Below are 15,368 nucleotides of genomic sequence, written 5' to 3' on the forward strand. Positions count from 1 at the left end.
GCCAAGGCGGACAACCAACCGGTAGAAACGGGACTGGGCCGGGGGCGCCACGCCATACGGTTCCTTTTGTTCGTGCTGGGTGGGTGGATGGACTGGGTCAGGTTCGCTTGGGCGGCCAGGGGATGAAACCGCTCGTGGCCTGGGCATAGTCGCGGTATCCGGGGCGCCCGGACATCGCCTTCTCGGCCAGGGGCTTGCCCGTCTTGGCCACAAGGGTCCATACCATCAAAGCCGGCGAGAGCACCGTCAGGATTCCGGGCCACGAATCAGCGGCGATAAGGAATAATCCGGTCCAGACGGCGGCGTCACCGAAGTAGTTGGGGTGGCGGGTATAGCGCCAGAGGCCGGTATCAAGGACCGTTCCACGCCGGCCCGGGTCCTGTTTGAACTGCTGCAGCTGCCAGTCGCCCACGGTCTCGAATAAGAACCCGATGAGCCAGAGCAGGACGCCCAGCAGCGCCAGCCATCCAAGGCCACGCGTGGCGAACATCCCCATCTGGACGGTCAGTGAGACGAAGAACATCACCACACCCTGCGGCAGGTAGACCCGTTTGAGTGCGTACGCATTCCGGTTACCGGGGGCGTCGCCGAGCATGGCCTGGTACCGCGGATCCTCGTGGCTGCCCCTGGCGCGCAACCCAATATGTGCGCCCAGCCGCACGCCCCATACCGCGGTCAGCAGGAGGAGCAGCAGGCGCCGGGTCCCATCGCCTTCCCCGGCGGACAGGAACCAGGACACTACGGCAACCGCCACGAATCCCGGCCCCCAGGCCACGTCCATCACCGAGTGCCGCCCCTGCCGGACGGCCACGGCGAAGGTGGCGGCCAGGACCACGACGACGGTGAATGCGGTCCAGGGCAGGGCGGCGGCAAAGTCCGCCCAGGGGAAACGGGTCACAGGGTCACCTGGACGGACGATTCCGGCAGCAGCTGGTCAAACCCCCGCGGCAGGGCCACGACCACTCCCGCCGATTCATTGAAGGCCTTCAGGACAAAGCCGGTGGAGAGCGTGTGCCACAGCCGGATCTTGCGGAGCATAAAGTGTCCGGCGCCCTTTAATGCCACGTATTGCACCGAGGCGGCACCGGCGGCCGCGCGCCGGGCAAACGCGAGCGACGCCGACGGGCTGGTCCACCGGTCCAAGGTGCCGTGGACAATCAGCACCTTGCTGCCCGTCACACCTGACTCCGGCGTCCCCGGGCTGAGCCACGGCGCCAGGGCCACTACCGCTTGCACCTGCGGGTGGTCCGCGGCGCAGACGGCGGTCAGGCCGCCCATCGAATGGCCCACCAGGAAGACCGGGACGTCCGGGTGCTTGCTGCTGATCTGCTGGAGGGCCCAGCGGGCGTCCTGCAGTGGCGTCATGTCCTCCCCGTTCCAGCCCCGTACGCTGTTTCGGAGGGACCACACTGCGAGCCCGTGCTGCCGGCCTGCATGGTGGAGATGCCTGGCAAAAGGCACCATCCGCGCCGGGCTCAGGTGCCGGGCCTCCACCGGCTCACGGCTCCGGGACTTCCCGCCGTGCAGCACCAGGGCAATGCCCAGGGTGGGCCCCGACGACGGCAGCACGCTGAGTACTGGCCGGTGGCGCCCCTCCACGGCTGCTCCGCCCGCGTCCAGACTGCCATTTTCCTCAGTACTGCGATTGGCCATGCCCGGTTCCTCCCAGTTCTGCCGATCCATTTATCAACCCTACGGTGCCGGACGTAGAGTTCAACCTATGAGGTTCTACTGCTGATGGGGTCCGGTCACTCCCACGCGTCTACAGATCATTCGGAGCCGACACCGCAGGCGATTGCCGCCCGCCGGAGGGCAAACCGCATCCTGGCCGCAGTGCTGATCCCGCTCACCCTGCTGACGCTGGCCGGCATGGCGATGCTCTGGCCCTCGGGAAGCAAGGAAGGCATTTCCTTGGCCAACCCGTACTCGGCGGCCCCCGGGGTCACCTTCGATACGGGCACCATCCAGAGTGTGGTTACGGAAAACTGCATGCAGGGCGCCAGCCAGCAGAACTCCGGTGGACAGGGCCAAACACAGCAGGGCCAAACACAGCAGGGCCAGGGGTCCGACTGCACATTTGCCTTCACCGAACCGGACAAGGGCGGAAACCCGGTGAAGGTGGTCATCAATCCGGACGTTGCCAAGTCCCACGGGGTTAAACCCGGCGACCAGATCCGTTACCTGAACCTGTCCAACGCGCAGGGGGCTTCGGCCTCACAGGGTTCGCCCGCCTACATCTTTGTGGATTTTGTCCGGACCCTGCCGATCGTCCTGCTCGCGTTGCTGTACGCGGCGGTGGTGATCGCCGTCGCCCGCTGGCGAGGCTTCCGTGCGCTGATCGGACTCGTTGGCGCCTACTTCGTGCTGGCCAGCTTTATGCTTCCGGGCCTGGTGGAGGGGAAGCCGCCGCTGCTGCTGGCCCTGGTGGGATCCACGGTGATCATGATCGGGGTCCTGTACTTCGCCCACGGCTTCTCGGCCAGGACCTCCACCGCCCTCCTGGGCACCATCTTCGGCCTGGCAATCACAGCCCTCCTGGCAGCCTGGGCCACCGACGCGGCCAACCTCGCGGGGGTGGGCAGCCACGATGCCACCACCCTCATGAACACCTCGGCCAACATCTCCATTTCCGGCGTGATCCTGTGCGGGCTCATCATCTCCGGGCTGGGTGTCCTCAACGACGTGACCATCACGCAGTCCTCCGCGGTGTGGGAGCTGTATGAACTCGCGCCGCAGAGCAGTGCACGGAAGCTCTTCACCTCAGCCATGCGGATCGGCCGCGACCACATCGCCTCCACCGTCTACACCATTGCGTTCGCCTACGCCGGCGCCGCCCTGCCGATCCTCATCATCGTGATGCTCTACGACCGTCCGCTCGCGGACACCCTCACCAGCGCGGAACTCTCGGAAGAAGTCATCCGCACCCTGGTCGGTTCCGTCGGCCTGGTCCTGGCGATCCCGGTCACCACCTTGATTGCCGTGCTGGTGGTTAAGGCCACGGGTTCAGGGACGGCAGAGGGTCCGGGGTCCGGCATCCAGGAAACGGACGACGCCGAGGGGGCACCTTCGAAAGGACGCGTTGCCACCGGGGCAACAGCCCAGGCCGTGGTCGATCCGGACGATGTGACGGACACGGGTGCGCTCGCAGCCGCAGCCCTCCAGACCCGGCGGGGCCGCAGGGCCGCGGACAGGAGCTGACAGCCCCGTAGCCCCACGGGGATGGAGAAGGTTACTGGTAGTCAGCCAGCCACAGATCCGGACCAAACACTTCGTACTGGATGTCCTTGGCCGGTACTCCGGCCGCAATGAGGGCAGTCCGCACCGTCTGCATGAAGACCACGGGCCCGCACAGGTAGTACTCGGCGTCGGAAGGCAGGTCAACGGACCTGACGTCCATGAAGCCTGTATGGACCGTCCCCTCCGCGCCGCCGGCAGCTTCCGGGTCGAGGAGCCACGTGGCCATCGAGGCGTCGGGCAACGCGGCAAGGTCCGCCGCGACCTGGTCGCGGAGGGCGAAGGAGCCCCAGGAATCGTTGGCATGGAGGAACCGGATCCTTCGCTGCGAGCCGGTCTTCACCAGGTGGGACAGCATGCCCGCCATGGGCGTGATGCCGATCCCGGCGCTCGCGAGCACGAGTGGACGGTCCGTGTACTCAAGCACCACGTCCCCGAAGGGGGCAGACAAGGTCAGCTCGTCGCCCACGCCCACGTGGTCATGCAGGAAGTTGGACATCTCGCCGTCGGGCGCTCCTTCCGTCCGGACCCGCTTCACCGCGAACTGCCGGTGCCGGCCGTCGTCGGCCCGCGTCAGACTGTATTGGCGCGGCTGCAGCACGCCGTCCGGCATCTTCATCCGAAGGGTCACGTACTGTCCCGGCAGGGACGGCTTCACCTCGCGTTCGTCGGTCCGCTCCACAACGAACGTGACCACGTCGTCCGTCTCCTGGATCTTTTCGGCTACCCGCCACGTGCGCCAGATCGTATCCGGATTTAGCCCGACGGCGTCGTACAGTCCGCGCTCCTTCTTGATGAGCATGTTGGCCATCAGCCAGTACACCTCGTCCCAGGCTGCTGCCACGTCCGGGGTGACGGCGTCACCCAGTACGTCCACGATGGCCCACATCAGATTGTCGTGGACCACCTGGTACTGCCCGGGGCTCAGCCCCAGCGAGACGTGTTTATGCGAGATACGGGACAGCAGGTGGTCGGGCAGGTGGGTTGGATCGTTCACCAGGAAGCCGGCAAAAGCCGCAATGGAACCGGCAAGAGCCTGCTGCTGGCGGCCGTCGGCCTGGTTGCCGCGGTTGAACAGGCCATCGAGCAGCTCAGGGTGCTCCTGGAACATGTGGTCATAGAAGCGGGAAGCGATCTCCCGGATGTTTTCGCCCACCACGGGCAGGGTGGCTTTGATCACTGGAAGTGCGGTTTCTGACAGCATGCTGGTATCTCCTTTGATAGCCAGGCCCCGGGCTGGGTCCGCTGCCCGCTACGTTAACACCCGTCCCGCCTCCGCAAAAGGGGCCCAAGTTCCGCTCCCGGTACACGATTTGCCCGGCTTTGCGACAATGGACAGGTGACTGTTACAGCAACGCCTCCCGCCCCCAAGCTGGAACTCCCGCCCCTGAAGCTGGGCCCCATTACCGTGGACACGCCGGTGATCCTGGCGCCCATGGCGGGTATCACCAACTCGGCTTTTCGCCGTTTGTGCCGTGAATACGGCGGGGGCATGTATGTGGCCGAAATGGTTACCTCCCGCGCCCTCGTGGAGCGGACCCCCGAATCCCTGCGGATCATCTCGCACGACGACGACGAAAAGGTCCGCTCCGTCCAGCTGTACGGCGTGGACCCGGTGACCGTGGGCGCCGCCGTGCGCATGCTCGTGGAGGAAAACCGGGCAGACCACATCGACCTGAACTTCGGCTGCCCGGTACCCAAGGTGACCCGGCGCGGCGGCGGCTCCGCCCTGCCCTGGAAGATCGACCTCTTCACCTCCATCGTGCAGACCGCCGTCAAGGAGGCATCCAAAGGCAACATCCCGCTGACCATCAAGATGCGCAAGGGCATTGACGAGGACCACCTCACGTACCTCGACGCCGGCCGCATTGCCCGCGATGCCGGCGTCGCCGCCGTCGCCCTTCACGGCAGGACCGCCGCCCAGTTCTACTCCGGACAGGCCGACTGGTCCGCGATCGCGCGCCTGCGCGAGGCCCTGCCGGACATCCCGGTGCTGGGCAACGGCGACATCTGGTCCGCCGAGGACGCCGTCCGGATGGTCCGCGAAACGGGTGTTGACGGTGTGGTGGTGGGCCGCGGCTGCCAGGGCCGGCCCTGGCTGTTCGGTGACCTGCAGGCGGCGTTTGAGGGCAGCGATACCAGGCACAAGCCCAACCTGCGCCAGGTGGCCGAGGGCGTCTACCGGCACGCGGAACTCATGGTGGAGACCTTCGGCGACGAGGGCAAGGCGCTGCGCGAGATCCGTAAGCACATGGCCTGGTATTTCAAGGGCTACGTGGTGGGCGGTGAACTTCGCACCCGCCTGGCGCTGGTGACCAGCCTCCAGGTCCTGCGCGACACGCTCGCGGGACTGGACCTCGAATCGCCCTACCCGGGCAACGACGCCGAGGGTCCCCGCGGCCGCGCCGGCTCTCCCAAGAAGCCGGCCCTGCCCAAGGACTGGCTGGAATCCCGGGCCCTGAACGCGGACCAGTCCCGTGACATCTCCGCTGCAGAGCTGGACGTCTCCGGTGGCTGAGACGCGGACCGCTGCGCCCGTACTGCCGGGCTATGACAGCCACGATTCCACCCGCTGGGTGGAGGAGCCAACCAAGAACGTCTACCGTTCGGACTTTGAGCGTGACCGCGCCAGGGTGCTGCATTCCTCCGCGCTGCGCAGGCTCGGTGCCAAGACCCAGGTGGTGGCGCCGGACACCGACGATTTCGTCCGGACCCGCCTGACCCACAGCCTTGAGGTGGCCCAGGTGGGCCGCGAACTGGGCCGGGCCCTGGGTTGCGACCCCGATGTCGTGGATACTGCCTGCCTTAGCCACGACCTCGGCCACCCGCCGTTCGGGCACAACGGGGAGTCGGCCCTGAACGAAGTCGCCCACGCCATCGGCGGATTCGAAGGCAACGCCCAGACGCTGCGCCTCCTGACCCGGCTCGAACCCAAGGTGCTGACGGCGGACGGCCAGCCGGCCGGACTGAACCTCACCCGGGCCAGCCTGGACGCGGCGTCGAAATACCCGTGGTCTGCGCTGGAGGCCCCGGTGATCCATGGCCAGCGGACCAGCAAGTTCGGCGCCTACGAGGACGATCTCCCCATCTTCACCTGGCTCCGGGAAGGTGCCCCGGAGCGCCGGTCCTGCCTCGAGGCCCAGGTGATGGACCTCGCGGATGACATCTCCTATTCCGTGCATGACGTCGAGGACGCGATTGTCGCCGGCCATTTCCAGCTCCGCTGGATGGACAACCCGGACCACCGGGCCCGCGTGGTGGGGTATGCCAAGCAGTGGTACCTGCCGCACAACGACCCCGCCGCCATCGATGCCGCCCTGGCCCGGCTGGAGGCCACCGACGTCTGGGTGCGGGAAGCCGATGGCAGCCGCAAATCCATGGCCGCCCTCAAGAACATGACCAGCCAGCTGATCGGCCGGTTCTGCCAGAGCGCCCTCGAAACCACCCGCTCCGTCTACGGCCCGGAGAACCTGACCCGCTATAACGCCCAGCTCATGGTGCCGGACGAGACGGTCATGGAAATCGCCGTCATGAAGGGCCTGGCCACCACCTTTGTGATGACCACGGAGCACCGCCAGCCCATCTATGAGCGCCAGCGCGAGGTGCTCCACGCCCTGGTCACGGCCCTGAGTGCCACCGGAGACCGGCACCTCGAGCCGATGTTCGCCGCTGACTGGCGTGACGCGCCCGACGACGGAGCGCGCCTTCGGGTGGTCATCGACCAGGTGGCGTCACTGACCGACGGTTCGGCGCTGGCCATGTACGAACGGCTGGTGGGGAGCCTCCCGTCGCTGTGGTGAGGAACGGCACAAGGTGCCGGCCGTCGTCGTACGCCGGGGCCGGAAGGTCAGTACCCCGGGCTAGGATTGCTCTGTGCCAGGGCTGATCAAACGTGAAGATATCGACGAAGTACGCCAGCGCACGGACATTAAGGAAGTGGTTGACGGCTACGTCACGCTCAAGGGCGCCGGGCTCGGGACATTCAAGGGACTGTGCCCCTTCCACGACGAGCGCTCGCCTTCGTTTACCGTCCGCCCGCAGGTAGGCCGCTACCACTGCTTCGGCTGCGGCGAGGACGGCGATGTTATTGCGTTCGTGCAGAAGCAGGACCACAGCTCCTTCCAGGAAGCCGTGGAGAAGCTGGCTGCCAGGATCGGATATGAGCTGCGGTACGAGGACGGCGGCAGCGGCCCCAACCGTGAGGAAGTGGGGCGCCGGCAGCGCCTGCTGGACGCCCACAAAATCGCCGACGAGTTCTTTCAGTCTCAACTGCTGACGCCCGGCGCCGCGGAGGCGAGGACGTTCCTGCACGGCCGCGGATTCGATCGTGCCGCGGCCGAGCAGTTCGGCGTGGGCTACGCGCCGCAGGGCTGGGACGGGCTGCTCAAGCACCTTCGCAACCGAGGCTTTACGGACGCAGAGCTCAAACTCACGGGCATGTTCTCTGCCGGGGGACCCGGAAACCAGCAGAGAATTTACGACCGTTTCCGGGGCCGCCTGATCTGGCCCATCCGGGATATCGCGGGCGACACCATCGGCTTCGGCGCCAGGAAGCTCTACGAGGACGACCAAGGCCCGAAGTACCTCAACACCCCCGAAACCACCTTGTACAAGAAATCCCAGGTGCTCTACGGGATCGACCTCGCCAAGCGCCACATCGCCAAGGACCGGCAGCTTGTAGTGGTGGAGGGCTACACGGACGTCATGGCCTGCCACCTGGCGGGAATTCCGACGGCGGTGGCCACCTGCGGAACGGCGTTCGGCACCGAGCACATCAAGATCGCCCGCAGGCTGCTCTCCGACGACGGCACCGGGGGAGAGGTCATCTTCACCTTCGACGGCGACGCCGCAGGCCAGAAGGCGGCCCTGCGCGCCTTCGAGGAGGACCAAAGGTTTACCGCCCAGACGTATGTGGCTGTGGAACCAACAGGAGCGGACCCCTGCGACCTGCGCCAAAGCAAGGGCGACGAGGCAGTGCACGCCCTGGTGCAGTCCCGGCGGCCGCTGTTTGAGTTCGCCATCCGCACCACACTGAAGCAGTTCAACCTGGACACCGTGGAAGGCCGCGTGCAGGGCCTGAAAGCGTCCGTGCCAGTGGTTGCGGCCATCCGCGACGCCTCCACCCGTACCGGCTACTGCCAGGCCCTCACGGGGTGGCTGGGCATGCCGGACCCCAACGAGGTGCTCCGCCTGGTCACTGCCGCGGTGAAGCGCGGCGACCAGGGCGGGCCAGCCGGATCCGGTCCCGGGACTCCCTCCCGCGCCGCCCAACCGGGCGGACCCGGCGTAGCTGCCGGGCCGCCGTCGGGCGCTGTACCCTCCTTCCACCGGCCGGACCCCCGGGACCCGGTGGCTTCCATGGAGCGGCAGGCGCTCGAAGTGGCCCTGCAGGAACCTGCACTGCTGGCCGGCGGCGTGTGGGACCGCTTCGCCGCCGCCCGTTTCGCCACCCCGGCCTTCCAGGCTGTCCACGACGCGATGCGTGCCACCGGCCCGGCCCTCACCGCCGACCCCGTCCGCTGGGTGGAGCACGTGATGCACGAAGTTCCGGAACCGCTGCGGCCACTGGTCTCCGAGCTGGCCGTGGTGCCGCTGCCTGCCAGCACGGAGGAAGCGGTGCAGAAGTATTGCCGGGACATCCTGGCGAGGCTGTTTGAGCTGCAGATCACCCGGGTCAAGGCCGACAAGATGGGCCAGCTGCAGCGGCTTGACCCTGCGGCAGACCCGGAAACCTATCAGCGGCTCAATCGGGAGCTCATGATGCTCGAAATGGAACGCCGCGCCCTGCGCGCGGATGCCTGACCCGTTCCCGCATACTGCGCCTGCTGGCTCCGGTTTCGGTTCCCGATTTCACTTCCCATCCAGGTGTTTGCTAGGCTAATACCCGCTTCATTCCTCCTTAGCTCAATTGGCAGAGCATTCGACTGTTAATCGAAGGGTTGCTGGTTCAAGTCCAGCAGGAGGAGCGCGCAATCCCCGTTCCGGGTCACCGGAACGGGGATTTTTTATGCCCTCTCGTGGTCATCCGGCCCGCAAAACCGCCGATTTCACTTTGGCCCTGATCCTTTGCTAATGTCATACCTGCTTCATTCCTCCTTAGCTCAATTGGCAGAGCATTCGACTGTTAATCGAAGGGTTGCTGGTTCAAGTCCAGCAGGAGGAGCAAGACAAAAAATCCCCGTTCCTCCCTTGGGCAGGAACGGGGATTTTTCTTTCCTGCCATACGCCCGGCAACGCTCTTTTCATGCCCCGTGCCCGGGTGCATGATGGGGGAGGGCGGATGCTGGTGCCGCGCCGCCGACCAGGAGCGGACTATGAGGGGCACAGCGACGCGCCAGGCGATCATCATCGGGGCAGGTATCGGCGGACTCACCGCCGGGCTTGCACTTGCGGGCAGGGGCTGGGACGTTCATGTCCTGGAGCGTACGCGGGCACTGCGGCCGGTGGGTTACGCCCTGATCATGGCCCCGAACGCGCAGCGGGCCCTCGACACCATCCCTGGCGGCATCGTAGAACAGATCCATGCCCTCGCCACCTTGCAGGGGGAGGGAGGCATCCGGACCGCGCGGGGCGGGTGGTTGTCCCGGAACGACGCCGCCTTGGCGGAAGCGCGGTACGGCCATCCCGCAGTAGTGTTACGACGTGCGGATCTCGTCGAGATGCTTGCCGCAAACCTTCCGCCCGGCTCGTTGCGGGTCGGCACGACGGTTACCCGGGTGGATGAAGAAGCCGGCAGGGTCACTCTTGACGGCGGCGAAATGCTGCGCGCCGACCTCCTGGTCGCCGCGGACGGCATCCGGTCGGCAGCCAGGGAAACACTCTTCCCGGGGCATCCTGGACCTGTGTTCGCAGGGCTAACCGCCTGGCAGGCACTGGTGCCGTCGGACGGCATTGACTACCAGGTGGGCACGACGTGGAGCCGCGGCGGGGAGTTCGGCATGCTGCCAATGAAGGACGGGCGGCTGTACGTCTTTGCCGAGGCCGCCGTGGACCAGCCGATGCCGCGGCGGTCCGGAGCGGAAGAGAAAGCCGAACTGATGCGCCGGTTTGGCGGACTGCGTCCCCCTATTCCCGAAGTCATCGAGCGGATCGACGAAGAGGCGGTCCTGCGCGCCGACATCCACTCAATGCAGGTCCCGCTGCCGGCCTTCCACCGTGGCAGGGCAGCAATTCTGGGAGACGCGGCGCACGCCATGGCTCCGAACCTGGGCCAGGGGGCGTGCCAGGCCATTGAGGATGCCGTCACCCTCGCGTACGTCCTCGACAAGTCCAGCAGCATCCCGGAAGGCCTCGCGGGCTACACCGCGGCCCGCATGCCAAGGGCCACGCTCATCGTCCGCAGGTCCGAGCAGGTTGCCCGGTTCGCCACGATGCGGAACCCGGCCGGGCAAGTGCTGCGGAATGGCATGCTGCGGGCCATGGGACTGCTCGGCAGTTCGGCTGCACTCCGCCAGGCGGATTTCGTCATGCACTGGGACCATCCGGCTGTGACGGCTCCTCTCCATCGCTGAAAGGGGTGTGGAACAACGGCCGGCGCCGGTATCGCCGGCGCATCACACGAAGTCCATCTCCACTTGCAGGAAGCGCTCTGCCTCCGCAATGGCGGCCAGGAACGCCTCCTTTTCGGTGGGTGACTTCCGCGGCTGGCGCGGGTTCCACTCGTGCGGCGCCGAATGGATGCGGACGAATCCTGTTTCCGGCGGCGCATAGAAGATGCCGAACCGCTGCACGGGCCACTCGGGAGAGGTTTCAGGAGCCACCAGGAGCGCTGCTTCGAAGGCGGGGTTGTACCACTGGGCGATCGGCCGGCGGCGGTCCTCGGTGAACAGCCCTGCCGCGTAGAGGGCCGCGGACTGCTCGCCGCTTTGGGCACACAACCGCTCCCACCACAGTGGCAGGATCCGGGTATCGCACCGTTGCCACGTGGCCGGGAGCTGGGGTTGATCCTGCCAGCTGGGCACGAACAACATTTTATCGCGGGAGGGGCGTCCAGCGGCAGACGCTGCGGCAGCCGGCACCATGGGGCAAAGAAGGTTTACGGGCGGTTCCAGGGGCCCGGGTTGACCCGGTACAGCAGCGCGGAGCCGGCCAGCATGCCCAGCACAATGCCCATGGCCGGATTACCCAGGGCCCGTCCGGCGAAATAGCCCACGACGGCGCCCAGCACCGCCCCGAGGAAGAGTCCCCGGGGGTTCCGGTGCGGCTTGCGCCTGGCTGGGTTCTGAGGCATCCGGGTCAGCAGATCGGCGTCAGTGGATGGAGGGAACAGTCCGGGGCCGGACCACGAGCCACAGGGCGGCGATGGCCAGCAGGATGCAGGCGGCCTGGACGGCACCCATCGGGGTGGCGCTGGTGATGCCCAGCCACCCGACCACCGGGGAGATGAGCCCGGCCGTCATGAAGGTCGCGAAACCCAGCAGGGAGGCTGCGGTGCCCGCCTGTCCTGCATGGCCGGCCAGGGCGAGCACCTGCACGCAGGGGAACATGAAGCCCGTGCCCATGATGTAGAACCACAAGGGGACCATCACCCCCCAGAGTTCGAACCCCAGCTGGTCGAACACCACGATCAGCATTGCCATCAGGAAGGTCCAGGCCGTGGCTCCGGCAAGGATCCACTGCGGTGGCACCCGCCGGATCAGGCGGGCACTGGTCTGGATCCCGGCAACGATGCCCAGGGAATTGATGCCGAAGAGCAGGCCGTATTCCTGGGCGGAAAAGCCGAACACATCCTGGAACAGGAAAGGGGAGGCCGAAAGGTAGGTGAACAGGCCGCCGAAGTTCAGGCCGGCCACCATCAACAGGCCAACAAAAATCCTGTCACTGAAAAGGATCCGGTAGCGCTGGCTGGCAGTCATGCCGCTCTGCCGGCGCTTTTCCGGCGGCAGCGTTTCGCGCACCAGGAACAGGGCGGCGACGATGACCACGGTGCCGTAGCTGGCAAGGAACACAAAGATCCCCGGCCACGGCATCACCAGGAGCAGCTGTGAACCGATTACCGGGGCAAGAATGGGTGCCAGCCCGTTGACCAGGGACATCCGCGAAAACATCTTGACCATGGCGTAACCGGAGAACAGGTCCCGCACCATGGCCATGGCCACCACGCCTCCGCCCGCCGCGCCCACGCCCATCAGGACACGGAAAATGCCCAGGGTGGTGATGTCGGTGGACAGGGCTGCGCCCAGCGAGGCTGCAATGTGCAGCGCCGTTGCCAGGATCAGCGGCATCCGCCGGCCCACTTTGTCGCTGAACGGCCCCACCACCAGCTGGCCAAAGGCAAAACCCACCGTGGTCCCGGCCAGGGTCAGCTGGACCTGGGCTTCGGTGACGCCCAGGCTCGCTTCCAGGGCGGGGAACGCAGGAAGGTAAAGGTCGATCGTGAACGGACCCAGGGCAGTCAGGGCGCCGAGAAGGAGGATGTACAGAAGTTTGCGGCGGCGGCTCAACAGATCGCCTGGATTGCTCGGAATGGTCACGGGAATCAATCCTAGGCCCGGGACAACGGATTTTTGCAGCGTTGTAGGCCACGCCGTCCGGCAAGCCCCGAAGTTGGCCCTGACCCTGAATGATAGTTTTGGGGGCGGGGACGGTGCAGCTGCACTCTCCCGCAGCAGATGGAAGCCGAATCCACATGAAACAGTAAGGCGGGACCGATGAGCGGACGTCACAGCGGGCGGACCAGTCAGGGACTGCGCATCGCTGCGCTGCCCGGGACGCTTAAACTCCTTTTCCGGCTGGCACCCCGCCAGCTGAACGACGAGATCGCTTTCGCAAAGATCGAGCTTAAGCGCAAAGGCGTCCAGGTCGGAGTTGCCGCCGCTTTCCTCGCTGTTGCCCTGATCTTCGGCCTCTTCCTCTTGGTGGGTCTGATCGTTGCCGCCATCATGGGCCTCGCCGCCATCATGCCCGCATGGCTGGCCGCGCTGCTCGTTTCTGCGGCGTTCCTGCTGATTGCACTCATTGGCGGGCTGATCGGTGTCAACAGGTTCAAGAAGGCCATGCCACTGCTGCCGGAGGAGACCATCCGCGGTATCAGGTACGACGTCGGCGTTGCCAAGGAGGGATCGGCCTTCAACCCTGCGGTCCTGGATCCCCAGAGCCCCGAGGCAAAAGCTGCCAAGGCCGCCAAAGCGGAGGCGGCCGCCAAGGCCAAGGCAGAAAAAGAAGCCAAGGCCGCGGAACACAACAAGGAATTCCCGCAGGCCTCCGAGCCGGAACTCGTCCACCGGCTGAGCCAGCGCCGCCACCACATCAGCGAGGCCCGCGACAACCTCGGTGACGAGCTCGACGTCAAGACCCAGGCCCGATTCCTGTTGGTTGCCGCGCAAGGCAAGCTGCGCGAGGGCCAGGTTCTTGCCGGCCGGGGCAAAGACCTTGCCGCACGCCGGCTGGCCGCTCTCTCAGAGTCCACCGGCGGATTGGACAACCGGTGGAAACCGCTGGCTGCCTTCGCGGCCGCCGGCACCATGTTCGTAGTGCTGGTCCGCAAGCTCCTTCGGACGTACTAGCACCTGCCACACCGGGTCTGCCCCCCGGCAGCCAGAGGCAATGCACAGGCATAGAATCGTTAGTCCGCGCCGGCGGGCAGCAGGAGGGAAGGGGACGGGATGAAATTCATCGGTGCCGGCTCCCGTCCCGGCCGCCCCCAGGTGGACCATGACCGCGTCTTCACCATCCCCAACCTGCTCACCGTTGTGCGGTTCATGGGCGTACCGCTGTTCATTTGGCTTGTCCTCGGGCAGAAGCAGTATGCCGCAGGCGTGGTGGTCCTCGCGGTGATGGCCGGCACCGACTGGATTGACGGGTACGTGGCCCGCCGCTTCGACCAGGCCTCCAAGCTCGGCCGCGTCCTGGATCCCATCGCTGACCGCCTGGCGCTGATCGCCGTCGCCGTCACACTGGTGATTGCCGGCGTCGTGCACTGGCTGTACCTTGCCGCCCTGGTCATCCCGGACGCCATACTGCTGGTACTGACACTGTCCTTCTTCGGCGGCCACCCGGATCTTCCGGTCAGCGTCGTGGGCAAGGTCCGTACCGGCCTGCTGCTTCTCGGCACCCCGTTGCTGGTCCTCTCGCGCCTGGACACAGGACTGTCCGATGAGCTGTTTGTCGCAGCGTGGATTGTGCTGGGGCTTGGCCTGATCGGCCATTGGATCGCCGCCTACAACTACTTCTGGGCCATCCTACGCAAAGGCAGAAAGCTGCATCACGACGGCGGGACCGCCTGATGGTGTGGGTGGCCGTTGTGCTGGCGCTTTTTGGGGCTTTCTGCCTCGCCCTTGGTGCCCAGCGTCAGGGAAGTGCCGTCAAGGCCGACACCGGGGGATTGGCCCTGAGCTCGAACGGGTTCCTCCGCCTGCTGAGGAACCCGCGCTGGGTGTTCGGCCTCCTCCTGCTGGGTGCCGGAATGGCCATGAACGCAGTGGCCCTTGTGTCAGCCCCGCTTACCGTAGTCCAGCCCATCGGCGCCATCGCGCTCGTCATCACCACCATCATCAATGCTAAGGACCAAGACCTTACGATCAACCGGGCAACGGTGGTTGCCATCTCAGCCTGCGTGACAGGGTCGGCACTCTTTGTCATCCTCGCGGTCAACGTCACCCAGGAAAACCACCACGTAAGCGTCGCGGACGAACTGACGATCGTGCTGCTGCTGGCCCTCGCCGTCGGACTCTTCGGCACTTTGGCAGTCATGTTCAAGCACCGGATAAACGCCTTCGTCTACATTCTGGGGGCCGGGGTGCTCTTTGGATTCGTGGCCGTACTCACCCGGATTATCGGCAAGCACCTGCTCGATCCGAACGGGCTCTTCCTGCTGAACGTGCAGTGGTATTCAGTGGTTGCGCTCATCGCTGCAGGAGGACTGGGGTCATGGTTTGTCCAAAACGCCTACTCCTCAGGGCCGCCCGACCTGGTCATTGCAGGACTCACGGTGATTGATCCCTTGGTGGGAATCGCCATCGGGATTGTCATCCTTGGAGAACTCCGACCGGATGTGCACGCCGTGATGGCCATTGCCATGGGAACTGCCGCATCCCTTGCTATCGTGGGGGTAATCGCCCTTTCCCGGCACCACCCCGAGGTCACCAAGCGCAAGAAGGACGCGCGACGGGCCGCGGGCAAGCCGTCCCTTTAGT

The 15,368-nt window shown here is 66.0% G+C and carries 14 protein-coding genes and 2 tRNA genes; 10 read left to right on the forward strand and 6 right to left on the reverse strand.

The window, feature by feature from the left end; translation table 11 throughout:
• Positions 1-97: 97 nt before the first annotated feature.
• On the reverse strand, positions 98-898 hold the full coding sequence (locus tag FBY31_RS20640) for a DUF1295 domain-containing protein (RefSeq protein WP_142044706.1): 801 nt from the start codon (positions 896-898) through the stop codon (positions 98-100).
• Positions 895-1,653 carry an alpha/beta hydrolase gene (locus tag FBY31_RS20645; protein WP_142044708.1) on the reverse strand — a complete coding sequence of 253 codons (759 nt, stop codon included), beginning with the start codon at positions 1,651-1,653 and terminating at the stop codon, positions 895-897. The genes FBY31_RS20640 and FBY31_RS20645 overlap by 4 nt, the downstream gene beginning before the upstream one ends.
• Before the next feature lie 84 nt (positions 1,654-1,737).
• On the opposite strand from FBY31_RS20645, the gene FBY31_RS20650 reads away from it, so the two are divergent.
• Positions 1,738-3,198, forward strand: a complete 1,461-nt coding sequence (locus FBY31_RS20650) for a YibE/F family protein (protein WP_235013151.1) — start codon at positions 1,738-1,740, stop codon at positions 3,196-3,198.
• A gap of 31 nt (positions 3,199-3,229) precedes the next feature.
• On the opposite strand, the gene FBY31_RS20655 is transcribed toward FBY31_RS20650, so the two are convergent.
• Entirely contained in the window at positions 3,230-4,438 is a 1,209-nt protein-coding gene (locus tag FBY31_RS20655) for a globin domain-containing protein (RefSeq protein ID WP_142044710.1), read from the reverse strand.
• A gap of 135 nt (positions 4,439-4,573) precedes the next feature.
• On the opposite strand from FBY31_RS20655, the gene dusB reads away from it, so the two are divergent.
• The 6 genes from dusB (at position 4,574) to FBY31_RS20685 (ending at position 10,745) form a co-directional block, all read left to right on the forward strand.
• Positions 4,574-5,752, forward strand: coding sequence for a tRNA dihydrouridine synthase DusB (gene dusB / locus FBY31_RS20660; RefSeq protein ID WP_142044712.1), 1,179 nt, complete (start codon positions 4,574-4,576; stop codon positions 5,750-5,752).
• The gene (locus FBY31_RS20665; RefSeq protein ID WP_142044714.1) at positions 5,745-7,034 is read left to right on the forward strand and encodes a deoxyguanosinetriphosphate triphosphohydrolase; all 1,290 of its coding nucleotides are present in this window, start codon (positions 5,745-5,747) and stop codon (positions 7,032-7,034) included. The genes dusB and FBY31_RS20665 overlap by 8 nt, the downstream gene beginning before the upstream one ends.
• Positions 7,035-7,107: 73 nt before the next feature.
• Complete coding sequence (dnaG, locus tag FBY31_RS20670) at positions 7,108-9,036, forward strand: DNA primase (protein WP_142044716.1); 1,929 nt, start codon at positions 7,108-7,110, stop codon at positions 9,034-9,036.
• A gap of 91 nt (positions 9,037-9,127) precedes the next feature.
• Positions 9,128-9,200: transfer RNA gene (locus tag FBY31_RS20675), tRNA-Asn, on the forward strand.
• Between the two features lie 124 nt (positions 9,201-9,324).
• Positions 9,325-9,397: transfer RNA gene (locus tag FBY31_RS20680), tRNA-Asn, on the forward strand.
• 151 nt (positions 9,398-9,548) lie between these two features.
• The gene (locus tag FBY31_RS20685) at positions 9,549-10,745 is read left to right on the forward strand and encodes an FAD-dependent monooxygenase (protein ID WP_160142491.1); all 1,197 of its coding nucleotides are present in this window, start codon (positions 9,549-9,551) and stop codon (positions 10,743-10,745) included.
• Between the two features lie 42 nt (positions 10,746-10,787).
• On the opposite strand, the gene FBY31_RS20690 is transcribed toward FBY31_RS20685, so the two are convergent.
• From FBY31_RS20690 to FBY31_RS20700, 3 genes are all read right to left on the reverse strand, one after another.
• Entirely contained in the window at positions 10,788-11,195 is a 408-nt protein-coding gene (locus FBY31_RS20690) for a hypothetical protein (protein ID WP_142044720.1), read from the reverse strand.
• 74 nt (positions 11,196-11,269) lie between these two features.
• Complete coding sequence (locus FBY31_RS20695; RefSeq protein ID WP_142044722.1) at positions 11,270-11,464, reverse strand: hypothetical protein; 195 nt, start codon at positions 11,462-11,464, stop codon at positions 11,270-11,272.
• Between the two features lie 19 nt (positions 11,465-11,483).
• Positions 11,484-12,707, reverse strand: a complete 1,224-nt coding sequence (locus FBY31_RS20700) for a multidrug effflux MFS transporter (protein ID WP_200833422.1) — start codon at positions 12,705-12,707, stop codon at positions 11,484-11,486.
• A gap of 177 nt (positions 12,708-12,884) precedes the next feature.
• Here FBY31_RS20700 and FBY31_RS20705 point away from each other — a divergent pair, with 177 nt between their 5' ends.
• The 3 genes from FBY31_RS20705 to FBY31_RS20715 all read left to right on the forward strand — a co-directional run bounded on the left by FBY31_RS20705 (position 12,885) and on the right by FBY31_RS20715 (position 15,367).
• Positions 12,885-13,739, forward strand: a complete 855-nt coding sequence (locus tag FBY31_RS20705; RefSeq protein ID WP_142044725.1) for a phage holin family protein — start codon at positions 12,885-12,887, stop codon at positions 13,737-13,739.
• Between the two features lie 99 nt (positions 13,740-13,838).
• A complete protein-coding gene (locus FBY31_RS20710; RefSeq protein ID WP_142044727.1) occupies positions 13,839-14,459 on the forward strand; it encodes a CDP-alcohol phosphatidyltransferase family protein in 621 nt (206 codons plus the stop codon).
• Positions 14,459-15,367 carry a DMT family transporter gene (locus FBY31_RS20715; RefSeq protein ID WP_142044729.1) on the forward strand — a complete coding sequence of 303 codons (909 nt, stop codon included), beginning with the start codon at positions 14,459-14,461 and terminating at the stop codon, positions 15,365-15,367. The genes FBY31_RS20710 and FBY31_RS20715 overlap by 1 nt, the downstream gene beginning before the upstream one ends.
• Position 15,368: the final 1 nt, after the last annotated feature.

The sequence above is a fragment of the Arthrobacter sp. SLBN-100 genome (assembly GCF_006715305.1).
Classification (GTDB): Bacteria; Actinomycetota; Actinomycetes; order Actinomycetales; family Micrococcaceae; genus Arthrobacter.